Origin of the sequence: Consotaella aegiceratis (assembly GCF_036541425.1) — a bacterium.
Lineage (GTDB): Bacteria > Pseudomonadota > Alphaproteobacteria > Rhizobiales > Rhizobiaceae > Consotaella > Consotaella aegiceratis.
Window position 1 is genome coordinate 1 of the sequence record NZ_JAZHFT010000002.1, and the last position, 21,137, is coordinate 21,137.

A 21,137-nucleotide genomic window follows, 5' to 3' on the forward strand; every position below is an offset into this window, starting at 1 on the left:
GCGCGACAGACCGCCCTCCAGCACCGCCGAAACCACCCGAGCTCGCAAATCCATCGAATAGGGTCGCGCCATCCGTGCTGGCCTCCAACTCCAGCCCGTATGGTGAATCACATTTCCAGCCCCCAGGGAATCCCAGCCCGATTCCGCCTATAGCCATCCCGCTCTAGTCGGGAGCGCTCAATTGAAGCCGTGGCAAAGCGGTCGGCACCGCGCCGGACGGCTCGTCCAATGCTGCGTTAGGCCGCGAAGCGACCGGCGTCCGCCCCGTAATGGCCGATGTAGCGGGGATTGATGTTTTCCACCGGCAGCACGATCAGAACGTCCGTGGTGCCGAACTGCCGATCGACCACCGCGCCCTCGCCGACATAGCCGCCGAGCCGCAGGTAGCCTTTGAGAAGAGGCGGCAGCGCTGCCAGCGCCCGGCGTGGGTCGGAACACTCGCCGGTGACGTGGACGCCGCGGCCGGGCAGCGCCCGCACCCGCCATTCCGGCGGCACCGTCCCCTGGCTGTTCAGGAACGACAGCGGCAGGGCCAAGACCTCGGGCGAGGTTCCGGCCAACGAGGCGCAGCCGAACAGGACATCGATCTTGTGCTTCAGCACATAGGCCCAGATGCCCTGCCACAAGAGCTCCACGGTGCGCTTGCCGCGATAGTCCTTCAGCACGCAGGAGCGGCCGAGTTCCAGGAAGCGCTTGCCGGGATGGCGGGCGATCAACGGCCCGATCTCGAATTCCTGGGCCGTGTAGAAGCCGCCGGCGAGCGCCGCCGAATCGGCGCGCATCAGCCGATAGGTGCCGACGATCTGTTCCGTCAGAATCGGGCTGCGGCTGGTGTCGAGCACCAGCAGGTGGTCACAGAAGCGATCGAAGCCGTCCTTGTCGCGCCGGGTGACCCGCTGCAGCGCCGAGGGCTGGGCCGCCATCTCCTCGTAGAACACATGATAGCGCAGATGCTGGGCTGCCTTGACCTCCTCGCGGGATCGCGCCAGCCGCACTTCCAACGGACCGAGGCGCCCGAGCACCGTCGACATCGGATCGAACCGGGTCCCGAAACGCGGCATCGGGACGAAGGCGCGCATCTTGGCGCCGAGCGGCTTGACCTTTGCGCCGAACGGCACCTGGAAGCGCCGGACGTGTCTGTCTTCAGCCATCTGCAACAGGCTCATCGCCATCCTCCCGGCCACGGATTCGAAATCGCCGTCGATCTGCAATCGACGCCTGCCGTCAAATCGAGCGCATTTCGATCCTCTAGCCAACGGCAGCGACAGTTTGATGACCGCGCCATCATCGCCGTGCCCACCGGAAACCAAGACCATTTTGCTCAAATGTTGCGTCATCCGCAAGCAACCGGCTCCGGGAAGAGCAATCACCCCATCGTCACCACCAGCCGGCCGCGAATCTGACCTTCGGTGATTCGCTGTGCCGCCTCGGGAATATCGTCGAAGGCGATCTCGGTGGTGATCGCCTTGAGCTTGCCCGGGTCGAGGTCCTGGCCCAGCCGGCGCCAGGTCTCGGATCGCTTCGGCATCGGGGTTCGCGGCGCGTCGATGCCGTGCAGCGAGACGCCGCGCAGGATGAACGGCGCTACCGAGGCCGGCAGATCCAGACCCTGCGCGTTGCCGCAGCAGGCGACCGCCCCCTCGGCCATCGTCGAGGCCAGGACATTGGCGAGCGTATGGCTGCCTGCCGTGTCGATGCCGGCGGCCCAGCGCTGGGGGCCGAGCGGCTTTGCCGGTCCCGACAGGTCCCGGCGGTCGACGATCTCCGCCGCTCCCAGGTCCTTCAGATAGGCCGCCCCGTCCGGACGGCCGGTCACCGCGACGACGTCCCAGCCGAGCTTGGCCAGCACCGCGATGGCGACCGAGCCGACGCCGCCCGAAGCGCCGGTGACGACGATCGGGCCGCGCTCCGGCGTTATGCCGGCGGCCTCCAGCGCCATCACGCAGAGCATCGCGGTGAAGCCCGCTGTGCCGACCGCCATCGCGTCGCTCATGGAAAAGCCTTCCGGCAGCGGCACCAGCCAGTCGCCGCTGACCCGGGCGCGAGCGGCATAGCCGCCATAATGGCTCTCGCCGACGCCCCAGCCGTTGAGCACCACCTTGTCGCCCTCGCGCCAGCCGGGATGCGACGACGCGATCACCGTCCCGGCAAGGTCGATACCGGGGATCATCGGCCAGCGGCGGACGATCGGCCCCTTCCCGGTGACGGCGAGGCCGTCCTTGTAGTTGACGGTCGTGGCCTCGACCGCGATGTCGACATCACCCTCCATCAGGTCCTCGGGTCGCAGGTCGACGAACTCGGCCGATTGGGTCTTGTCTTCCCCGCGCGAGACGAGAAGCGCCTTGAAGGTGTTAGCCATAATCTGACTCCTGCGTTACAGTGGATAGCTTAGCGGCGGTCGCCCGCGCCGCCTCCCGGAGCGTCCGCGCCAGCCCGCGCGCGGCCGCGATTTCGCTCGAGAATGAACTCGTCCAGCAGGATCAACCCCGCCCCGACGGTGATGAAGGCGTCGGCTAGGTTGAAGATCGCGAACGACCAGACCGGCGTGTGAAACAGAATATAGTCCACGACATAGCCGAAGCGCAGGCGATCGATCAGATTGCCGACGGCGCCGCCGACGATGATCGCGAAGGCGACATGCGTCACCCAGCGATGGCGCGGCGTCTTCCACCACAGCCAGCCGACGAAGACGAGAACCAGGGCCGCGATCACGGACAGGCCGACATCGCCGAAACCGGCAAACATCGAAAAGGCGATGCCGTCGTTGTGGGCATGATAGAGCGCCAGAAACGGCAGCAGTTCGACCGGTTCGCCGAGCGGCAGGCGGGCCATGACCAGCGCCTTGACCGCCTGATCGAGCAGGATGGCGAGCCCGATGATCGCCGCATTGCCGGCAAAGAGCCTCATGGCGCCGTCCTACAGCCTCAGCGCCTTGCGCCGCGCCTCGAAGAGCATGACGCCCGTGGCGACCGCGAGATTCAGGCTGTCGGCGCGCCCGGCCTGGGGGATGCGCACCAGTATGTCGCAGGCGTCGGCCAGCGCATCGCTGAGCCCCGCCTGCTCGTTGCCCATGAGGAGAAGCGTCGGCTGCCCGCCGTAATCGGGCTCGCGGTAGTCGACGGAACCGGCCATGTGGGTGCCGGCGACGAGACCGGAAAAGCCGCCGCGCCACGCCAGGAAGTCGGCTTCCGACAGTCGCGCGATCGGCATCGCGAAGATCGAGCCCATGGTCGCCCGCACCGCCTCCAGCGAGAACGGGTCGACCGTTTCGCCGACCAGCATGACGCCCTGCGCGCCGACCGCGTCGGCGGTGCGCAGCACCGTGCCAAGATTGCCGGGGTCGCGCACCCGGTCGAGCGCGACCACCACGCCGGCCGTTCCGAAGTCGAGCTTGGCGGCCGGCACGACGCGATGGCGAAACACGCCGATGGCGCTTTGCGGATTGTCGCGCCGGCTGATCGCCGACAGCACCTTGTCATTCGCCTCGATCACGTCGGCGCCCAGCGCCACGGTGCGCGCCGCGGCCTTGGCGAGCAGCGGCTGGTCGAGAAGCGCCTTAGCGACGACCAGTGTCTCGATGCGCCAGCCGGCGTCGAGCGCATCGAGCACCAGCTTCAGGCCCTCTGCCAGGAACAGCCCGGTTTCTTCGCGATACTTCTTCTGGGCCAGCGCGCGGATGTCCTTGACCAGCGGATTGGCCGTACTGGTCACCTCCTTGACGCGGCCGGGCGCCGCCGTCGGGGCGCGGCGCGGGGTCTGCTCGTGGGGCCTATCGCTCGGCATCGTCGGAAATCCAGCGCGAGAACAGCGAGGTGGAGAGGAGGCGGGCGTCCTCGCCCGCTTCGGCGATGACGAGTTCGCCGGCCTCGATCCGTCCGCCGAGGCCGCGGAACTGCTCCGCCATCAACGCCGACAGCGAATAGAAGGAGGCGCGGATCGAATAAGCGGTGAGAATGACGAAAAGCGGCCTCGGGCTCAGAAGCTCGCGCGTGAGGTGAAGCAGATAGGGCAGATCCTCGAACAGCTGCCAGACCTCGCCCTTGGGGCCGCGCCCGTATTTGGGCGGATCGAGCAGGATCGCATCGTAGCGGCTGCCGCGCCGCACCTCGCGCTCCGCGTAGCGCACCGCATCCTCGCAGATCCAGCGAACCGGCCGATCGCCCAACCGCGCCAGTTCCTGGTTCGCCCGAGCCCAGGCGATGGCCTTCTTCGAGGCGTCCACATGGGTCACCTCAGCCCCGGCGCGCGCCGCCACCAGCGAGGCGATGCCGGTATAGCCGAACAGGTTGAGCAGCCGCAGCGGCCGCTTCGCTTCGCCGATGCGCTCGGCCATGAACGACCAGTGTGCCGCCTGCTCCGGAAACACGCCAACATGACGGAAGGAGGTGAAGCGGCCGAGGAACGGCAAACCGTCATAGGCGAGCGGCCAGGTCTCGCCCAGCGGTTCGAGGGGAAAGCGCCAGCGGCCGGTGCCCTCTTCGTCGGTATCGCCGGTAAAGACGGCATCCGCGTTGTCCCAGCGCGCAACGTCGACCCGTCGCGGCCAGATGGCCTGATTCTCCGGCCGTCGCACCGTCAGCGCCCCGTAACGCTCCAACTTCTCGCCATCGCCGGAATCGAGAAGTCGGTAGTCCTCGCTCGGCTCCGCCGTCAGGATCACCGGTTGGCGCAAATGTGGCCGCGCGCCCGACCGATGCGGCAGAGGCGGACGCGCGATGGGTTCGGCCACCGGCGAGGCCGGAGAGCGGGTCGGGCCGGGGCGGTCCTTTCCCTGCGGCGCAGAGCCACGACGCTTTTGCGGCCGCGACGTCTCCGATCTTGCGGGCTCGGCCGATGGCCGGCGCGGTCGGCGCACTCTCATCTCCAATGCTGATCCGTCCATCCAAGTCCGGGCGGCGTCCCTGCAAAGCCGACGCCGTCGGGAAACGCCGGCGTTCTACGCGGATCTCACCGGGGCCAGGGCCGTGGACGTGGACGTGGACGCGCCCTCGCGTTCGGTGCGCAGTCGCTGCGCCCGCTGCCGGGCCTCCTCGGCCTCGCGCCGAAGCCGCTCCACCTCGTTCTTCCGGCGCCAGGCGGTGCGGCGGTAATGCGCCTGGGTGAACCAGGTGCCGATGCCTCCCAGCACGACGCCGACGATGAGTGCGACCATCAGTAGCACGAACAGCGGCGCCGTCACCTGAAGCTGCGGCATCGTTCCCAAGGGATCGAGCGAGATCGCCGTCATCTGGCGATTGGCGACACAAAAGACGATCAGGATGATCGCCAGAGGGATCAGGATGACGATGGAGAGGAGCTTGGAGATCATGAACCGTTCCCACCAGATGCCAGAGCCAGAGCACCAGGCCCGGCGCGGCGCGCACGAGGCCAGCATCGCAAAGCCGCTCTAGGCCCTTGTTCGTTGAAGCTTGGCGTTGTCGAGAAAGACCGCACCCCTTCGACACCCTGCTCTTGAGCGGACACGAGCATTCTCGGGACCTACCGAGAAGAGCCGGTTCCGCTCCGCCTATCCCGGCCTTGTCGCACGATCCGGCCCGCGAAGGAAAGCGGTCTGCCGGAGGTCGTGGATCAAGGCACCGGCAGCCGAGCCGGTACGGTCTAGTATGGGAGCGGCGATGGGCGCGTCAATCGCGGAAGCCTCACGCATTGCGTTCGCCAACCGTCGAGCAGCCGGCCGTCCGCAACGAGGCGGGCGGCGCCATGCGCCGGTCGTTCGAGGGTCGGCGGTCAGGCCAGGCGGTTCAGCCGCTCGCGCAGCTCCTTGCCGGCCTTGAAGAAGGGAACCCACTTCTCCTCGACCTCGACCGACTCGCCGGTGCGCGGATTGCGACCCGAGCGCGGTGGCCGGTTCTTCACCGAAAAGGCACCAAAGCCGCGCAACTCGACCCGATCGCTCTCGCAGAGCGCCTCGGTGATCTCATCGAAGATCGCGTTGACGATCGTCTCGACGTCGCGCTGATAGAGATGAGGATTGCGGCTCGCGATGATCTGCACGAGTTCGGACTTGATCACGGACGTTCTCCAGCGAGGCGCCGGCTCGCAGTATTCGTGGCAGATACCCGTCGACGGCGCCTTTATTGGCGGCATTCTTGTTGGCGTGGCGGTATCGGAGCCCCCTATCCAGGACCGCCTAGGGAAGCTGCCAGAGCGACACGAGACCGTCAAGTCGCCGGCCAGGACCGATGATCGCATCCGTCAGGCTTTCGGCGCCGGGGTCGAGCCCCAGAACCGCGAACAGCGCGGATCGCGATGCGCCGAAGATCGACCACGAATCCTTGTCCACCGGCTTCCGGTCAATGATGTCGAGACCTTCCGGGACGCCCTTCTCACCCTCGAGCCAGGCCCGGATCTCGGCCTCGCCGCCGATGGCGTCGACCAGCCGATTGCCGAGCCCCTGATCGCCGGTGAAGATCGACCCGTCGGCCAGCGCCCGCGCCTCGGCCTCGCTCATGCCGCGACGCTCGGCGACCAGGGCGACGAACCACTCGTAGGTGTCCATGACCAGACGACGGATCATCGCCTCGGCTTCGGGCGAAGAGGGATGGAAGGGCGACGGTTCGGCCTTGAGCGGCGCCGACTTCACCGCCTTGACGTCGACGCCGATCGTATTGAGCAGATCCGAGGCGTCGACATATTGGAAGAGTACGCCGATCGAGCCGACGATCGAGGTGTGACGCGCGACGATGTGATCGGCGGCGCTGGCGATCATGTAGCCGGCGGAGGCGGCGAGCCCGCCAACCTCGGCGACCACCGGCTTGGCCGTGGCGAGCGCGCGGGCGGCCGTGAACAGTGTCTCGCCACCCACCGTCGTGCCCCCGGGCGAGTCGATCCGCAGAATGACGGCGTGGACCTTCGGATCGTCCTTGAGGTCCTCCATCAGCTCGATCAGCTTGCGATCCTCGGTGATGACCCCTTCGATCGAGACCCTGGCGATCTGGTCACGGCCGAGGCCGCCGCCACCGGGCAGGCGCAGCGCCAAGGCGATCGCGATCACCGCCAGCACCAGAATCGTGACGGCGGCGATCCGCCAGAAGGTGAGTTTGCGGCGCAACCACCGCCGGTCGAGCAGATCGTGAAGGTCGCTTGCCATGAGTCACATCCGATGGAGGGCTGCTGGCGATCGATAATGTCTTAAGCATATCCTGCCAAGAGGAGGGATGTCAGAGGACGCAAAATGCCCATATTGGGAGGCAATGGTGGCATCCCGGCGACAGGCGCCGGCTGGCATTTGGAGCTTTAGCGCGTCCAAATGCCCAATATAGCTTGGGAAATGCTGAAAAGGTTGGTGTCCAAGACTTTCGATCCGGCGATTGCATCCGCCCGTGGCGCGGCCGACGGTCCGTCGAGCCATCCGCATAACGATCGCCTGGAAAAGGAATTCCGGCGGGCGCGGCGCCATTCGGTCATCGTGCGCATGCTGAAGCTCGGCCTGCCTCTGCTCGCGGTCCTGATCCTTCTGGGCGCGGCCGTGGCGACGTGGATCGCCCGCAATCTGCCCGAAGACATGAGCGTTTCGGAGACCAGCATCGCCGATGGACGGGTGGTTATGGAAAATCCGCGCCTGACCGGCTTCGACAACAAGGATCAGCCCTATTGGATGGTGGCGGACCAGGCGTTCCAGTCCCTCACCTCGGGCGAGATCGAGCTCGACGGCATTCGCGCCAATATCACCCTCGGCGACGGCAGCACGGCCGACATCACGTCCACGAAGGGCTTTTTCGACCCCGACAAGCAGACCTTGTCATTGTCCTCCGACGTTCACGTCGCCACCTCCGACGGCACCACGATGGATCTCGATCAAGCCGAGATCGACATTGCAGCCGGCCAAATGGTCGGACAGGGCCCGGTATCGATCCTCAGACCCCACCAAACCGTCGACGCCGGGAGCATAACCGTCGAAAATGGCGGCAAGCAGTTGTCTTTCGGCGGCCGGGTCAAGATGATGCTATTGCCCGAGGGCCAGGATTCCATGGATCGACAAGCAAACGAAAGCCGGTAGAACCGACATGAAACGAGCTTCCTTCATTCACCTTGGATTGACGCTTTTCCTGGCGGCGGCCATCGTCCCGGTCGCCAGCGCCCAAACGACCAGCCGGTTCGGCGGTCTGCAGATGTCCAGCGACCAGCCGATCGCCATCGAGTCGGACCAGCTCGACGTCGACGATGCCGGCGCGACCGCCACCTTCACCGGAAACGTCGACGTCGTGCAGGGCGAGACGCGGCTGAAGACCAGCAAGCTGGTGGTCTTCTATTCCCAGAGCGCGGCCAATCAGACGGCCGGCGGCGAAGCGGCTCCCAGCGCCGGCGGGCAGACACTGCCGGGTGGCAACGACGACATCGAGCGGCTGAAGGCCACCGGCAAGGTCTATCTCAAGACGAACGGCCAGATCGTCACCGCCGACGAAGGCGATTTCAATCTCAAGGACCAGCTGGTCGTCATGACCGGCAAGGAGGTGGTGCTGACCCAGGGCGAGAACGTCGCCGTAGGTTGCAAGCTGACGGTTCACACCGACACCAACATCGCACAGCTCGACAGCAGTTGCGGTGCCCCGGGCCGCGTCAAGATGATGATCGGCGGCCAGAAATAACAGCGATGCGGTGACGCCGTTGCGCGCCGCGACAACGGCCGATCCGTCGGCGCCGGACACGAGCATTCCAGTATGAACACCGAGTTTCGACCCATGGCGGGCAGCGACGAGCCCATGGCCACGCAATCCCATCGGCCAGACGGCATGACGGCGACCGAGAGCGGAGCCGGCGCGCTGACGGCGGTCGGCCTGACCAAGTCCTATCGCGGCCGCCGTGTGGTCGACGACGTGGCGGTCGCGGTCAGGCGGGGCGAGGCGGTCGGCCTGCTCGGTCCGAACGGCGCCGGCAAGACGACCTGCTTCTACATGATCACCGGGCTCGTCCCGGTCGACAAGGGGCGGATCGAACTCGACGGCCGCGACATCACCGGCGTGCCCATGTACCGCCGGGCGCGACTGGGCATCGGTTATCTGCCGCAGGAGGCCTCGATCTTCCGCGGCCTGTCGGTGGAAAACAACATTCGCGCCGTGCTCGAGGTCGTGGAGCGCGACAAGGCCAAGCGCGAGGAGCAGCTGACCGCCCTGCTCGAGGAGTTCCACATCGACCATCTGCGCAAGCAGTCGTCCACGTCGCTGTCGGGCGGCGAGCGGCGACGCTGCGAGATCGCCCGGGCCGTCGCCACGCGGCCCACCTTCATGCTGCTCGACGAGCCCTTCGCCGGTGTCGATCCGATCGCCGTGGCGGACATCCAGGCGCTCGTCCGCCATCTGACGCAGCGCGGCATCGGCGTCCTCATCACCGACCACAATGTGCGCGAAACCCTCGGCCTGATCGACCGAGCCTACATCATGCACGGCGGTTCGGTGCTCACCCACGGGCGCCCCCAGGAAATCGTCGACAACATCGATGTCCGGCGCTTTTATCTTGGGGACCAATTCACCTTCTGACCCGATCCCGTGCGTTTCTTGGCGCGGCGTTGCGCGACTCAGCGTTGACAAGCCAGTCGCCGACCCGCTTTGATGGGGACCACCGGCCGCTTCCGGTTGGATCTGCGGCGTTGGGAATGGGGTAGTCACAAGCGCTCATGATGCTGTCGGCCAAACTTCAGCTCCGCCAGGCGCAGTCGCTGGTGATGACGCCGCAGCTTCTGCAGTCGATCCGGCTTCTCCAGTTCAATCACCTGGAATTGCGCTCCTTCATCGAATCGGAAGCGGAACGAAACCCGCTGATCGAACTGGTCGAGGCCGGCTCGGAAACCTCGCAGGACGGCGTCTACGTTTCGTCCGCCCCCCGGGACGCGACGGCAACCGTAACGCGCAGCGACGGCGAGGCTCCGGCCACGGCGCGGGGCGGCGAGACGGGTTGGACCGGCGGTGACGGATCGACGGCCTCGCAAGACAGCTCGGGCTGGATCGAGGACCTGCCGGAGACCGGCCGTTCGTTGATCGCCCACGCCGAGGCGGAGGTCGCTCAGGTGCTGCGCGATCCTATCGATCGCGCCATCGCCCAGGCCCTGCTCGACCATCTGGACGAGGCCGGCTATCTGCGCTGTGCCAGCGACGTGGTCGCTGCGGGGCTCGGGGTCGAGCTCGGGCGACTGGAGCAGGTGATCAAGACACTGCAGCGCGAGGTCGAGCCGGCGGGTCTGTTCGCCCGTGACCTGGGCGAATGCCTGGCTCTCCAGCTCGCGCGGCTCGGTCGGCTCGATCCGGTGATCGAACGCGTGCTCGCCAATCTCGACCTGCTGGCCCGGCGCGATTTCGCCGGCCTGAAGCGCCTGACGGGTGAGGACGAAATGGGGCTGATGGAGATCCTCAAGGAGATCCGCCAGCTCGATCCCAAGCCCGGCCGCGCCTTTTCCCAGGAACCGGCCGCCCCGATCGTGCCCGACGTGCTGCTGACGAGGGCGGCGGATGGAGGCTGGCGGGTCGAACTCAATCCCGAGACGCTGCCGAAGGTGCTCGTCGACGTCGACTACGTGCGGCGCATCTCCAAACATGGCCTGCCGGACGAGGAGCGCTCCTTCGTCACGGATTGCCAGCACTCGGCCAACTGGCTCGTGCGCTCGCTCGACCAGCGCGCACGCACGATCCTGAAGGTCGCCGAGGAGATCGTGCGCCGCCAGTCGGCCTTTCTCGACCATGGCGTCACCCATTTGCGGCCGTTGACGCTGATGGCGGTCGCCGAAGCGATCGGCATGCACGAATCGACGATCAGCCGCGTGACCTCGAACAAATACATCGCCACGCCGCGGGGCATCTTCGAACTCAAATACTTCTTCACCGTCGCGATCGCCTCGAGCGCCGGAGGCGACGCGCATTCGGCCGAAAGCGTCAAGCATCGGATCCGGCAGCTGGTGGATGCCGAATCGCGCCAGACCGTGCTGTCCGACGACGACATCGCGGCGCGGCTCAAGGAGGAGGGAATCGATCTGGCCCGTCGCACCGTCGCCAAATATCGCGAGGCCCTGGCGATCCCGTCGTCGATCCAGCGCCGACGCGAGATGAACGCACGCCAGCCCGCCTGAATGAAACTTCGCAGCGAACCGGAAACTGGCCGGAAACTGTTGGGCGGCGCTTCGCGTTGACAGTATGGGCGATCGTTCCTAGAAGGCGCCACCCATAAAGGTCCGACGGTTGAATCCAATACCGCGCCACAACAACGGCCCCTGAAGCAGATGCCGATCACCTCCGTTCTTCCAGTCGCCGCAGACATGAATCGAGGGATCGAGGCAGGTTCAGGCGGCGCATCTCTCCAAGGAGAATTTCGATGAGCCTTCGCGTTTCGGGCAAGCACATGGACGTCGGCGAGGCGTTTCGCACGCGAATCGAGGAGCGTCTCGACGAGGCCGTCACCAAATATTTCGACGGCAATTTCTCCGGAACCGTCGTCGTGTCGAAGGAAAGCGGGCGCTACTCGACCGACTGCACGGTCCATCTCGACACCGGCGTGATCTTCCAGGCGGCCGGCCAGGCGCATGAGCCGCAGTCTTCGTTCGAGGAGGCCGCCGGCCGCATCGAAAAGCGTCTGCGCCGCTATAAGCGCCGGTTGAAGGACTATCGGAGCGAAGGCAGCAGCCGCAACGTGGCCTATACGGTCATGGAGGCGATTCCCGAGGAGACCGAGGAGCTGCCGGAGAACTACGCTCCGGCGATCGTCGCGGAGACGTCGCTGGAGCTCGGAACCATGAGCGTCGCAGGCGCCGTGATGGAGCTCGACCGGCGCGACAGCCCGGTCGTGATCTTCCGCAATGCCGCCAATGGCGAGGTGAATATCGTCTACCGCCGCACCGACGGCAATTTCGGCTGGGTCGACCCATCCAGCTATCGGGGCGACAACGCTTGAGTTACGCGCAAGCTTGTGCGGCCAGGTTTTGCGCCGTCCGATGCTCTAGGCGGAAGGCAGCAGGCGATGGACTTTGATGATCTCATCGAGCAGGATGCCATTCTTCCCGCTCTGAAGGCCAATTCGAAGAAGCAGGTCCTGCAGGACCTGGCGCAGAAGGCTGCCGAGGTGACCGGTCTGCCGGAGCGCGACATCTTCGAGACCGTGCTCCAGCGCGAGAAGCTGGGCTCGACCGGCGTCGGCAACGGCATCGCGATTCCGCACGGCAAGCTGGCGGGCCTGGATCGTATCGTCGGGGTGTTCGGGCGGCTCTCCCGTCCGGTCGATTTCGATGCGCTGGACGAGCAGCCGGTCGACCTGGTGTTTCTGCTGCTGGCGCCCGAGGGCGCCGGCGCCGATCATCTCAAGGCCTTGTCGAAGGTGGCACGCCTGCTGCGCAATCCGGACACGGTCGAAAAGATCCGAAGCTCGCGCGACGCCAGCGCGCTCTACACCCTCATGACGCAAGCAGCCCCGCCGCATGCCGCCTGACATGGATCACCGAGCCTGAGAGCTTCGTGAACCCAAAGCGGCCGCATGGACGGGGCTGAAAATCGTCTGGAGGGCTCCCGGCAGCGATGCCTATTGGCCACAATCGGCTGCGACAACCGCTGGGCCGCGTCGGTCTCTCAATGAAGGCTGAGCGTCATCAACTCGTTGGCGGAGGCGCTGGCCAAGACGCTGCCGCGATCGTCCGATACGGCCAGCGGCGTGCCGTCGGCGGAAAACAGGGCCCACAGGTTGAGACCGGGGCGGATCGACTGGACGGACGGGAACTTGGCGCGCATGTCGTCGGACGTCATCTGGCGCAGATAGGCCAGATGGCCTTCGCCCATGGCAGCGAATTCGTCCTGGGTGATGTGATCTTCATGACGCATGGTACTTCGTCTCCTTGAGAGGCAAACGCAAATCACCGGTCATTCGATGACGGCGATGTCGATTTTTCTGACCACACGCTCGGGTTCGGGCCTGGCCAGGTCGATGAAGAGCAAGCCGTTCTTGAGTTTCGCCCCGAGGATGCGCATGCCGTCAGCCAACAGAAAGCACTTCTGGAACTGGCGGGAAGCGATGCCCCGATGCAGGTATTCCCGATCCTTTTCCTCGGTCTGACGACCGCGAATGATCAGCTGGTTCTCCTCCGTCGTCACCTCCAGATCGCCCGGCTGGAAGCCGGCCACCGCGAGCGTGATGCGCAGGAAATCCCCCACTCGGTCATCCGTGTCGTCACAACCGGCCCGCACACGCTCGATGTTGTACGGAGGATAGCCGTCACCGCCCTTCCCGATCCGCTCGAGGGTCTTCTCCACGCTGTCGAAGCCCAGGAGCAGAGGGCTGGAGAACGGCGTTAGGCGACTCATCACGAAAGTCCTTTTTCAAAGCGACTTTTTCGAGGGCCCGATTGGCACCCTCGTCTCTTCGTTCCTTCATATGGCGGCCGCCCTGGACGGCTTCAATGGCGGCCGGACAGACCGTGATGCGTGCCGATCGATGATGCGGCCACCTGGTAAAGGATGTTTTATGATGACCGGCGGCGCGTCCCACGGCCGGTCCGGCCGTGGGATCCGGCGGACATGAACGCTGCGATCCGAACGGCGAGATCGCCGTCAGGACGCGGCTTCGGTCTGGAAGTTCAACGCCACGCCGTTGATGCAGTGCCGCTTTCCCGTCGGCTGGGGGCCATCGTCGAAGACGTGGCCGAGATGGCCGCCGCAGCGGGCGCAATGCACCTCGGTGCGCGGGTAGATGAGCTTGTAGTCGGTGCTCATGCCGACACCGCCGTCGATCGCCTTCCAGAAGCTCGGCCAGCCGGTGCCGGAATCGAACTTCGTCTTGGACGAATAGACCGGGTTGTCGCAGCCGGCGCAGGAATAGGTCCCGGTCTTCTTGTTGTCATTCAACTGGCTCGAAAACGGACGCTCCGTCGCTTCCTCGCGAAGCACGGCGAACTGCTGTGGCGTCAATTTCTTGCGCCATTCGTTGTCGGACATGGACACGGGAAAAGAAGCTTCGCGCCCTTCCGCGGTGCGGCGGCCGTACAGGAGACCGCCGGCAGCGGCTCCCATCACGGCGATTCCGGAGAGCAAAACGTTGCGGCGGTTCATACTGACCTCCCTCGATCGGTTGGACCATTGCGTCGCCAGACGCGTTTCGGTCCTGCCGATATGGCAAGACCGGCGCCGACACGCCAGCCGCAAGACCCGTCCGGAGGGAGATCGCACGCTCTTGTGACGATTTGAGAGGTCCGACGAGCCTTCGATCGCGCTGGCGCGATCAATCGTCGATGCGACCTCGCATTTGCTTGATCTGCGAACGTCCCCGCTTGGCCTTGAGGCGGCGCTCGACGGCGCCCTTCGACGGACGCGTCTTCTTGCGTGGCGGCGGCGGCGGAACCAGCGCCTCCCGGATCAGGCCTGCGAGGCGCTGGCGGGCGTCCTCGCGATTGCGGTCCTGGGTACGAAACCGCGAGGCCTCGATCAGGATGTCGCCATCCTTGGTGGCGCGACTGCCGGCGAGCCTCAGCAGGCGCTGGCGGACATCGTCGGAGAGAGCCAGGCAGGCTGCGGCCGCGAAGCGGAGCTGGACGGCGGTGGCCACCTTGTTGACGTTCTGGCCACCCGGACCGCCGGCGCGAATGAAGGTCTCGGACAGATCGGCCTCCGGAATCGTCACACGACGACTAACCGAAAGTCCCTTTTCTTCATCCATCGCTACGATCCCTCGAAGGCCTTGACCATCCTCTTAAGCGGATCGGCAACGACCTGCCATCCCTGCGACCCGATGGGGTGCGATAGAACTCGGCCCACCGAGTGCCGATTGCCCGACGATAGCCCCCGTCGAACCGGCCAGGACACCGGGCAATAAAAAAGGCCCGCGGCCGAAACCGCGAGCCCGCCCCTCCCAGGGTGTCCTGGGTCTATTCTGCGGCCATCGCCGAGGCCGGAGCCGCCTGCATGACGTCGCTGTCGACATGCGCTTCGAACTTGGAGAAGTTCTTGCGGAACATGCCGACCAGCTTCTGGGCCTGCGCGTCGTAGGCGTTCTTGTCGGTCCAGGTCGAGCGGGGGTCGAGAATGCCGCTGTCGACACCGGGCACCGCGACCGGCACCTGGAAGCCGAAGTTCGGGTCGACGCGGAACTCGGCATCGTTGAGCGAGCCGTCCAGCGCCGCGTTGAGCAGCGCCCGGGTCGCCTTGATCGGCATGCGCTTGCCGACGCCGTACGCGCCGCCGGTCCAACCGGTGTTGACCAGCCAGCAATCGGCCCCATGCCCGGCGATCAGGTCACGCAGAAGATTGCCGTAGACCGAGGGATGGCGCGGCATGAACGGCGCGCCGAAGCAGGTCGAGAAGGTCGCCTCGGGCTCGGTGACCCCGCGTTCCGTGCCGGCGACCTTGGCGGTGTAGCCGGACAGGAAGTGGTACATGGCCTGCGCCGGCGTCATCTTGGCGATCGGCGGCATGACGCCGAAGGCGTCGGCCGTCAGCATGATGACGTTCTTCGGATGGCCGCCGCGGTTGGTTTCGCTGACATTCGGGATGAAGTGCAGCGGATAGGCGACGCGGGTGTTCTCGGTGAGCGAAGCGTCGTCGAGGTCGGGAACCCGGTCCTCGTTGAGCACCACGTTCTCCAGCAGGGCGCCGAAGCGCCGCGAGGCGGCATAGATCTCCGGCTCGGCCTCGGCCGAAAGACGGATCAACTTCGCGTAGCAGCCGCCTTCGAAGTTGAAGAGGCCGTTTTCGCCCCAGCCGTGCTCGTCGTCGCCGATGAGGATGCGATTGGGGTCGGCCGACAGCGTGGTCTTGCCGGTCCCGGACAGGCCGAAGAACACGGCCGAATCGCCTTCCTTGCTGATGTTGGCCGAGCAGTGCATCGGCATGACGCCCTTGGCCGGCAGCAGGTAGTTGAGGAAGGTGAAGACCGACTTCTTGATCTCGCCGCCGTAGCGCGTGCCGCCGATGAGCACGATCTTCTTGTCGAAGTTGCAGCCGATGATCGTCTCGCTGCGGCAGTCGTACTTGGCCGGATCAGCTTTGAAGGACGGCAGGTCGATGATCGTCATCTCCGGCACGAAAGAGCCCAGCTCTTCCTTGGACGGACGGATCAGAAGGTTGCGGATGAACAGGGCATGCCAGGCATATTCGGTGACGACACGCACGTTGATGGCATTGGCCGGATCGGCGCCGCCGACCAGATCCTCGACGAACAGGTCCTTGCCCTCGGCAAAAGCCTTGAAGTCTTCGTAGAGCGCGTCGAACGCCTCGGGCGCCAGCGCCTGGTTGTTGTCCCACCAGACGTTATCCTCGGTCGTCGCGTCCCGCACGACGTACTTGTCCTTGGGCGAGCGTCCCGTGTGCTGGCCGGTCGTGACGCTGAGCGCGCCCTGGTCCGTGAACTGGCCTTCGCCGCGCCGGATCGCGGTTTCGTTCAGAATAGCTTCTTTAAGATTCCAGCGAACCGATGCAAGATTTCGCAACCCCGTGGTCTCGATTCCCTGCGCTGGATTTCTGTAGCCGATCTCATCCATAACGCTTTGTTCTCCTGCCCTCATTCGGTGCTTGCCCTGGGAATGCTCCTCGATACAGAGATACCGTCAACCGGGCAACACGGTTTTGGATTGATGCGCGCTCATACTAGGTTATTAATCGATTTATCTATCTCACCCCAATCTCTAATCGATTTATCTAGTTTCCGAAAATCTGCTATTCTGTCGCAGGCCGTTAATCTTGCCGCTTCGGTCAAATTAAGGCCGCCTTTGCAATATGCTTCGGTGGCAACGTTTTTCTCAACCGGCGACACGACTTTGGCGATTTTCGTCCATACCAGCGACCGGGTGCCGCAGCGCCTATCCGGCCGCAGGGCGTCCCGAAGCACCCTCGGCGCCCTGACTGCCCTTTTGGCTCTGACGGATATCGACAAAAGGGTTCCGATCGCTATGACGGAGATCAAGACCGCCGGACAAGGCGAAAGCCGGGGTGGCCGAAAGGCTCCCGGACTTGCCTCGGCGCACGCCACGAACCATCTCTTGCGCACGGGCGGCGGACAGACGCGCCGGCGCCACCACGCAGAAAGGGACTTCGCGCTGCAAGAGGCGTTGATGCGACGATGTCGCACAGCCAGCAAATCGGGTAAGAGAGACCAGCGGCCGCACCGAACGAGGCATGGCAGCGCAGTCACCCTAGCCCACCATCGCGTTCGCAGCGCCAAGGGAGAATGACAGGATGCCAACCATCGCGCTCGTGGACGACGACAGAAACATCCTGGCCTCCGTGTCGATAGCGCTGGAAAACGAGGGCTACCGCGTCGAGACCTACACCGACGGCGCCTCGGCCCTGGAAGGGCTGCAGGCGCGCCCCCCCCATCTGGCCATTCTCGACATCAAGATGCCGCGCATGGACGGCATGGAACTGCTGCGTCGTCTGCGCCAGAAGTCCGATCTGCCGGTGATCTTCCTGACCTCCAAGGACGAGGAGATCGACGAACTCTTCGGTCTCAAGATGGGCGCGGACGACTACATCAAGAAACCGTTCTCGCAGCGCCTGCTGGTCGAGCGGGTGCGCGCCATTCTCCGGCGCGGTGCGGCGCGCGAAATTGCCAAGACCACGGCCTCGCCCGATGCCTCGCTGGAGCGCGGCCAGTTGGTGATGGATCAGGAGCGCCACACCTGCACCTGGGCGGGCCAGCCGGTCACCCTGACGGTGACCGAGTTCCTGATCCTGCACTCGCTGGCCCAGCGGCCCGGCGTGGTCAAGAGCCGGGATGCGCTGATGGACGCGGCCTACGACGAGCAGGTCTATGTCGACGACCGCACCATCGACAGCCACATCAAGCGCTTGCGCAAGAAGTTCAAGGCCATCGACGAGGAGTTCGACATGATCGAGACCTTGTACGGCGTCGGCTATCGCTTCCGCGAAACCTGAGACGCACCCGGCCATGGTGGCGGACGCCCACACGGATTCCTCTGAACGGGCGCCGCTTCGTCAGCGGCGCGATGCGGCGGTCCGCAAGCGGCTGCGGCGAGTGCCGTTGGCGCGCCGCTGGCTGATCCGGATGCATTGGGCGCTCGGCCACACGATCTTCTCCTCGCTCACCCGGCGCATCGTCTTTCTCAACCTGGTCGCGCTGATCGTCCTCGTCTCCGGCATTCTCTATCTCAACCAGTTTCGCGCCGGTCTGATCGATGCGCGGGTGGAAAGCCTGCTCACCCAGGGCGAGATCATTGCCGGTGCCATCGCCTCTTCGGCCACCGTCGAGACCAATTCGATCACGCTCGATCCGGAGAAGCTCCTTGAGCTGCAGGCCGGCGATACGCTGGAGCCCGGCTCGTCGATGTCCGACAGTTTGGATTTTCCGATCAATCCGGAGCGCGTGGCGCCGCTGCTGCGTCGATTGATCTCGCCGACGCGTACCCGCGCCCGGCTCTATGACCGCGACGCCAACCTGATCCTCGATTCCCGCCATCTCTACACGGGCGGCCAGATCCTGCGCTACGACCTGCCGCCGATCGAGACCGAAGAGGCGGGCTATCTGGAAAAGGCGATGGAATGGGTGCGCAGGCTGTTCCAGCATAACAGCCTGCCGATCTACAAGGAGGTTCCCGGCGGCTCGGGCACCGCCTATCCGGAAGTGATGAACGCGCTCACCGGCGGTCCGGCGACCGTCGTGCGGTCCACCGAAACGGGCGAATTGATCGTCTCGGTGGCGGTGCCGATCCAGCGCTTCCGCGCGGTGCTCGGCGTCCTCATGCTGTCGACGCAAGGCGGCGACATCGACAAGATCGTCCAGGCCGAGCGCATGGCGATCGTGCGCACCTTCTCGGTCGCGGCGGGCGTCATGATCACCCTGTCGATCCTGCTGGCCTCGACCATCACCACGCCGTTGCGCCGCCTCTCCGCCGCAGCCGTGCGGGTGCGGCGCGGCACCCGCGGGCGCGAAGAGATCCCCGATTTCGGCGATCGCACGGACGAGGTCGGCGACCTCGCCAGCGCGCTGCGCGACATGACCAACTCGCTCTACGCCCGTATGGACGCCATCGAGAGCTTCGCCGCCGACGTCAGCCACGAGTTGAAAAATCCGCTGACCTCGCTGCGCAGCGCCGTCGAGACGCTGCCCGTCGCCAAGACCGAAACCTCCCGGCAGCGTCTGATGGAGATCATCCAGCATGACGTGCGCCGCCTCGACCGGCTGATTTCAGATATCTCCGACGCCTCGCGCCTGGACGCCGAGCTGGCGCGCGAGCGGGCCGACAAGGTCGACCTCGCGCCGCTGCTCGATTCCCTCGTCCACGCCGCGCGCAGCCATGGCACGCCCGATCGGCAGCTTTCGATCGACCTTTCCATGACGCCGCAGCCTGCCGGGCCGAAGACCTATTCGGTCGTCGGTCACGATTTGCGTCTCGGCCAAGTCTTCACCAACCTGATCGAAAACGCCCGCTCCTTCGTGCCGCCCGACGACGGCCATATCCGCGTTTCGCTGCGCCGGCGCGGCAGCCGGATCGTGGCGACCGTGGAAGACAACGGGCCCGGCATCCGGGCGGAGGACATCGACCGGATCTTCGAGCGCTTCTATACCGACCGGCCCGCCGGCGAAGCCTTCGGCCAGAATTCGGGCCTCGGCCTGTCGATCAGCCGGCAGATCGTCGAGGCGCATGGCGGCACCCTGAAAGCCGAGAACATCATCGATCCGGACGCACCGGACGGCATCGGCGGCGCCCGCTTCATCGTGACGCTGAGCGCCGAATGACCGCGCCCGATGCCGCGCCGTTCAATATCCATGCCTGTGCCCTCGTGGTGGCGAAAGAGGGCGTCCTCATTCGCGGCGCGGCGCGCAGCGGCAAGTCGTCCCTCGTCTTGACGATCCTGCGCCGGGCCGAGGCCCTGGGGCTGCGTTGCGGGCTGATCGCCGATGATCAGGTGCGGGTTCGAGTGACGCCGCTGGGGCTGGAGGCCACTTGCCCGGTTTCGATCAAGGGACTGATCGAAGTCTCCGGCGTTGGTATCCTGCGTCAGCCGACGATTGACCATGGGTTGCTGAGCCTGGTCGTCGATCTCTTGCCGTTGGGGGAGATCGAGCGCCTGCCGGACGCGCCGCGGGCCGAGATCGCCGGAGTGCGGCTGCCCCGCATCACGCTTCCGGCCCGCCAGGCGAGCTTCGCGGCGGATGTGGTTCTGACGGTGCTCGCGGCCGATCCAAGCTGGAGCGACGCTGGGTGAACGATCGCCGATACCCACGAAATGACTTGCGCATTCTGGCCGGAGTGCGAAGATGACGCCTGAGACTTTCGCTGCCATGGCAGCCGAAGACCATTTCAATCGTTTTGGTATTTGCAAGACGATGATAGAGGGAGCGACCCCTGGGCCGGACAGGCGAGCCGCCGGCGCAGGACCTGAAATCGGAGCATTTTCTGCATGATCGGACTGGTGCTGGTCACCCATGGTCAGCTCGCCCACGAGTTCCGCAACGCGGTGGAACACGTCGTCGGGCCGCAGGAGGCCTTCGAGACGATCTCCATCGGCCCCGAAGACGACATGGAGCGCCGCCGCACGGACATCGTCGAGGCGGTCGGCCGGGCGGATCGTGGCGATGGCGTCATCATCCTGACGGACATGTTCGGCGGCACACCGTCCAACTTGGCCATCTCGGTAATGGACGGTCAGCGCATCGACGTGCTCGCCGGCGTCAACCTGCCGATGCTGATCAAGCTGGCCAGCGTGCGCCAGGATCGTCCGCTGGCCGAGGCGCTTCGCGACGCGCAAGAGGCCGGCCGCAAATACATCAACGTGGCAAGCCAGATCCTGAGCGGGAAATGAGCGCGATCGAGCCGAGCGAAGAGACCACCGACCCCGCCCGATCGTCGGCAGCCGATGGGGTTGCTGAATACTGCCGGACCCTGACCATCGTCAACAAGCGCGGCCTGCACGCCCGCGCCTCGGCCCGCTTCGTGCAGGTGGCCGAAGGCTTCGACGCCGAACTCACCATCACGCGCGACGGCGTGTCGGTGGGCGGCCAGTCGATCATGGGTTTGATGATGCTCGCCGCGAGCCAGGGCACGACGATCGACGTCACCGCCTGCGGCCCGGAGGCGGAAGCCGCGATCGAGGCCATCGCGGCGCTGGTGGCGGACTGCTTCGGCGAAGGGTGCTGAACGACGGCTCATTGAGCGGCAAGCCGCCCATCGGAGACCGCATGCGCTCCATCGCAGCCAAGGATCCCATTGCGGAACGAAA

Annotated in this window: 24 protein-coding genes; 11 read left to right on the forward strand and 13 right to left on the reverse strand. The window is 65.5% G+C overall.

The features are described from left to right. Window positions 1-236 precede the first annotated feature (236 nt). From olsB to sppA, 8 genes are all read right to left on the reverse strand, one after another. Window positions 237-1,166 carry a l-ornithine N(alpha)-acyltransferase gene (olsB, locus tag SMD10_RS01580; protein WP_432757153.1) on the reverse strand — a complete coding sequence of 310 codons (930 nt, stop codon included), beginning with the start codon at window positions 1,164-1,166 and terminating at the stop codon, window positions 237-239. 200 nt (window positions 1,167-1,366) lie between these two features. Further along, entirely contained in the window at window positions 1,367-2,359 is a 993-nt protein-coding gene (gene acuI / locus SMD10_RS01585; protein WP_331683888.1) for an acrylyl-CoA reductase (NADPH), read from the reverse strand. Between the two features lie 29 nt (window positions 2,360-2,388). After that, a complete protein-coding gene (lspA, locus tag SMD10_RS01590) occupies window positions 2,389-2,907 on the reverse strand; it encodes a signal peptidase II (protein WP_331683889.1) in 519 nt (172 codons plus the stop codon). A gap of 9 nt (window positions 2,908-2,916) precedes the next feature. Beyond that, window positions 2,917-3,783, reverse strand: a complete 867-nt coding sequence (locus SMD10_RS01595) for a TrmH family RNA methyltransferase (protein ID WP_331683890.1) — start codon at window positions 3,781-3,783, stop codon at window positions 2,917-2,919. Continuing rightward, on the reverse strand, window positions 3,770-4,882 hold the full coding sequence (locus SMD10_RS01600; RefSeq protein WP_432757154.1) for an RsmD family RNA methyltransferase: 1,113 nt from the start codon (window positions 4,880-4,882) through the stop codon (window positions 3,770-3,772). Before SMD10_RS01600 ends, SMD10_RS01595 begins: the two co-directional genes overlap by 14 nt. A gap of 54 nt (window positions 4,883-4,936) precedes the next feature. Beyond that, window positions 4,937-5,308 (reverse strand): LapA family protein, encoded by a 372-nt coding sequence (locus SMD10_RS01605; RefSeq protein WP_331683892.1) that lies wholly within the window; start codon window positions 5,306-5,308, stop codon window positions 4,937-4,939. Window positions 5,309-5,727: 419 nt separating this feature from the next. Further along, complete coding sequence (locus tag SMD10_RS01610; RefSeq protein WP_331683893.1) at window positions 5,728-6,012, reverse strand: integration host factor subunit beta; 285 nt, start codon at window positions 6,010-6,012, stop codon at window positions 5,728-5,730. 118 nt (window positions 6,013-6,130) lie between these two features. Next, complete coding sequence (gene sppA / locus SMD10_RS01615) at window positions 6,131-7,090, reverse strand: signal peptide peptidase SppA (RefSeq protein ID WP_331683894.1); 960 nt, start codon at window positions 7,088-7,090, stop codon at window positions 6,131-6,133. Between the two features lie 195 nt (window positions 7,091-7,285). Here sppA and lptC point away from each other — a divergent pair, with 195 nt between their 5' ends. The 6 genes from lptC to ptsN all read left to right on the forward strand — a co-directional run bounded on the left by lptC (window position 7,286) and on the right by ptsN (window position 12,405). Then, window positions 7,286-7,999: an LPS export ABC transporter periplasmic protein LptC gene (lptC, locus tag SMD10_RS01620; RefSeq protein ID WP_331683895.1), complete on the forward strand. Its 714-nt coding sequence runs from the start codon at window positions 7,286-7,288 to the stop codon at window positions 7,997-7,999. Between the two features lie 7 nt (window positions 8,000-8,006). After that, complete coding sequence (locus SMD10_RS01625) at window positions 8,007-8,588, forward strand: LptA/OstA family protein (RefSeq protein WP_331683896.1); 582 nt, start codon at window positions 8,007-8,009, stop codon at window positions 8,586-8,588. A 114-nt stretch (window positions 8,589-8,702) separates the two neighbouring features. Further along, window positions 8,703-9,476, forward strand: coding sequence for an LPS export ABC transporter ATP-binding protein (lptB, locus tag SMD10_RS01630; protein ID WP_432757163.1), 774 nt, complete (start codon window positions 8,703-8,705; stop codon window positions 9,474-9,476). Window positions 9,477-9,613: 137 nt separating this feature from the next. Continuing rightward, window positions 9,614-11,056, forward strand: coding sequence for an RNA polymerase factor sigma-54 (gene rpoN, locus SMD10_RS01635; RefSeq protein ID WP_331683897.1), 1,443 nt, complete (start codon window positions 9,614-9,616; stop codon window positions 11,054-11,056). Between the two features lie 242 nt (window positions 11,057-11,298). After that, window positions 11,299-11,874, forward strand: coding sequence for a ribosome hibernation-promoting factor, HPF/YfiA family (hpf, locus tag SMD10_RS01640; protein ID WP_331683898.1), 576 nt, complete (start codon window positions 11,299-11,301; stop codon window positions 11,872-11,874). Window positions 11,875-11,940: 66 nt separating this feature from the next. Beyond that, window positions 11,941-12,405, forward strand: a complete 465-nt coding sequence (ptsN, locus tag SMD10_RS01645; protein WP_331683899.1) for a PTS IIA-like nitrogen regulatory protein PtsN — start codon at window positions 11,941-11,943, stop codon at window positions 12,403-12,405. A 137-nt stretch (window positions 12,406-12,542) separates the two neighbouring features. Here ptsN and SMD10_RS01650 read toward each other — a convergent pair whose 3' ends face one another. The 5 genes from SMD10_RS01650 to SMD10_RS01670 form a co-directional block, all read right to left on the reverse strand. Then, window positions 12,543-12,791, reverse strand: a complete 249-nt coding sequence (locus tag SMD10_RS01650; protein WP_331683900.1) for a BQ00720 family protein — start codon at window positions 12,789-12,791, stop codon at window positions 12,543-12,545. A 39-nt stretch (window positions 12,792-12,830) separates the two neighbouring features. Further along, complete coding sequence (locus tag SMD10_RS01655; protein ID WP_331683901.1) at window positions 12,831-13,271, reverse strand: Hsp20 family protein; 441 nt, start codon at window positions 13,269-13,271, stop codon at window positions 12,831-12,833. 246 nt (window positions 13,272-13,517) lie between these two features. Then, the gene (msrB, locus tag SMD10_RS01660) at window positions 13,518-14,015 is read right to left on the reverse strand and encodes a peptide-methionine (R)-S-oxide reductase MsrB (RefSeq protein WP_331683902.1); all 498 of its coding nucleotides are present in this window, start codon (window positions 14,013-14,015) and stop codon (window positions 13,518-13,520) included. A gap of 169 nt (window positions 14,016-14,184) precedes the next feature. Beyond that, window positions 14,185-14,619, reverse strand: a complete 435-nt coding sequence (gene arfB / locus SMD10_RS01665; protein ID WP_331683903.1) for an alternative ribosome rescue aminoacyl-tRNA hydrolase ArfB — start codon at window positions 14,617-14,619, stop codon at window positions 14,185-14,187. Between the two features lie 208 nt (window positions 14,620-14,827). Next, window positions 14,828-16,438: a phosphoenolpyruvate carboxykinase gene (locus tag SMD10_RS01670; RefSeq protein ID WP_331683905.1), complete on the reverse strand. Its 1,611-nt coding sequence runs from the start codon at window positions 16,436-16,438 to the stop codon at window positions 14,828-14,830. Between the two features lie 694 nt (window positions 16,439-17,132). Here SMD10_RS01670 and SMD10_RS01675 point away from each other — a divergent pair. The 5 genes from SMD10_RS01675 (at window position 17,133) to SMD10_RS01695 (ending at window position 21,055) form a co-directional block, all read left to right on the forward strand. Next, window positions 17,133-17,831 (forward strand): response regulator transcription factor, encoded by a 699-nt coding sequence (locus SMD10_RS01675; protein WP_331683906.1) that lies wholly within the window; start codon window positions 17,133-17,135, stop codon window positions 17,829-17,831. 13 nt (window positions 17,832-17,844) lie between these two features. Continuing rightward, a complete protein-coding gene (locus tag SMD10_RS01680) occupies window positions 17,845-19,653 on the forward strand; it encodes a sensor histidine kinase (protein ID WP_331683907.1) in 1,809 nt (602 codons plus the stop codon). Next, window positions 19,650-20,123, forward strand: coding sequence for an HPr kinase/phosphorylase (locus SMD10_RS01685; RefSeq protein ID WP_331683908.1), 474 nt, complete (start codon window positions 19,650-19,652; stop codon window positions 20,121-20,123). Before SMD10_RS01680 ends, SMD10_RS01685 begins: the two co-directional genes overlap by 4 nt. A 195-nt stretch (window positions 20,124-20,318) precedes the next feature. After that, window positions 20,319-20,720: a PTS sugar transporter subunit IIA gene (locus SMD10_RS01690; protein ID WP_331683909.1), complete on the forward strand. Its 402-nt coding sequence runs from the start codon at window positions 20,319-20,321 to the stop codon at window positions 20,718-20,720. Next, the gene (locus SMD10_RS01695) at window positions 20,717-21,055 is read left to right on the forward strand and encodes an HPr family phosphocarrier protein (RefSeq protein WP_331683910.1); all 339 of its coding nucleotides are present in this window, start codon (window positions 20,717-20,719) and stop codon (window positions 21,053-21,055) included. The genes SMD10_RS01690 and SMD10_RS01695 overlap by 4 nt, the downstream gene beginning before the upstream one ends. Window positions 21,056-21,137 lie beyond the last annotated feature (82 nt).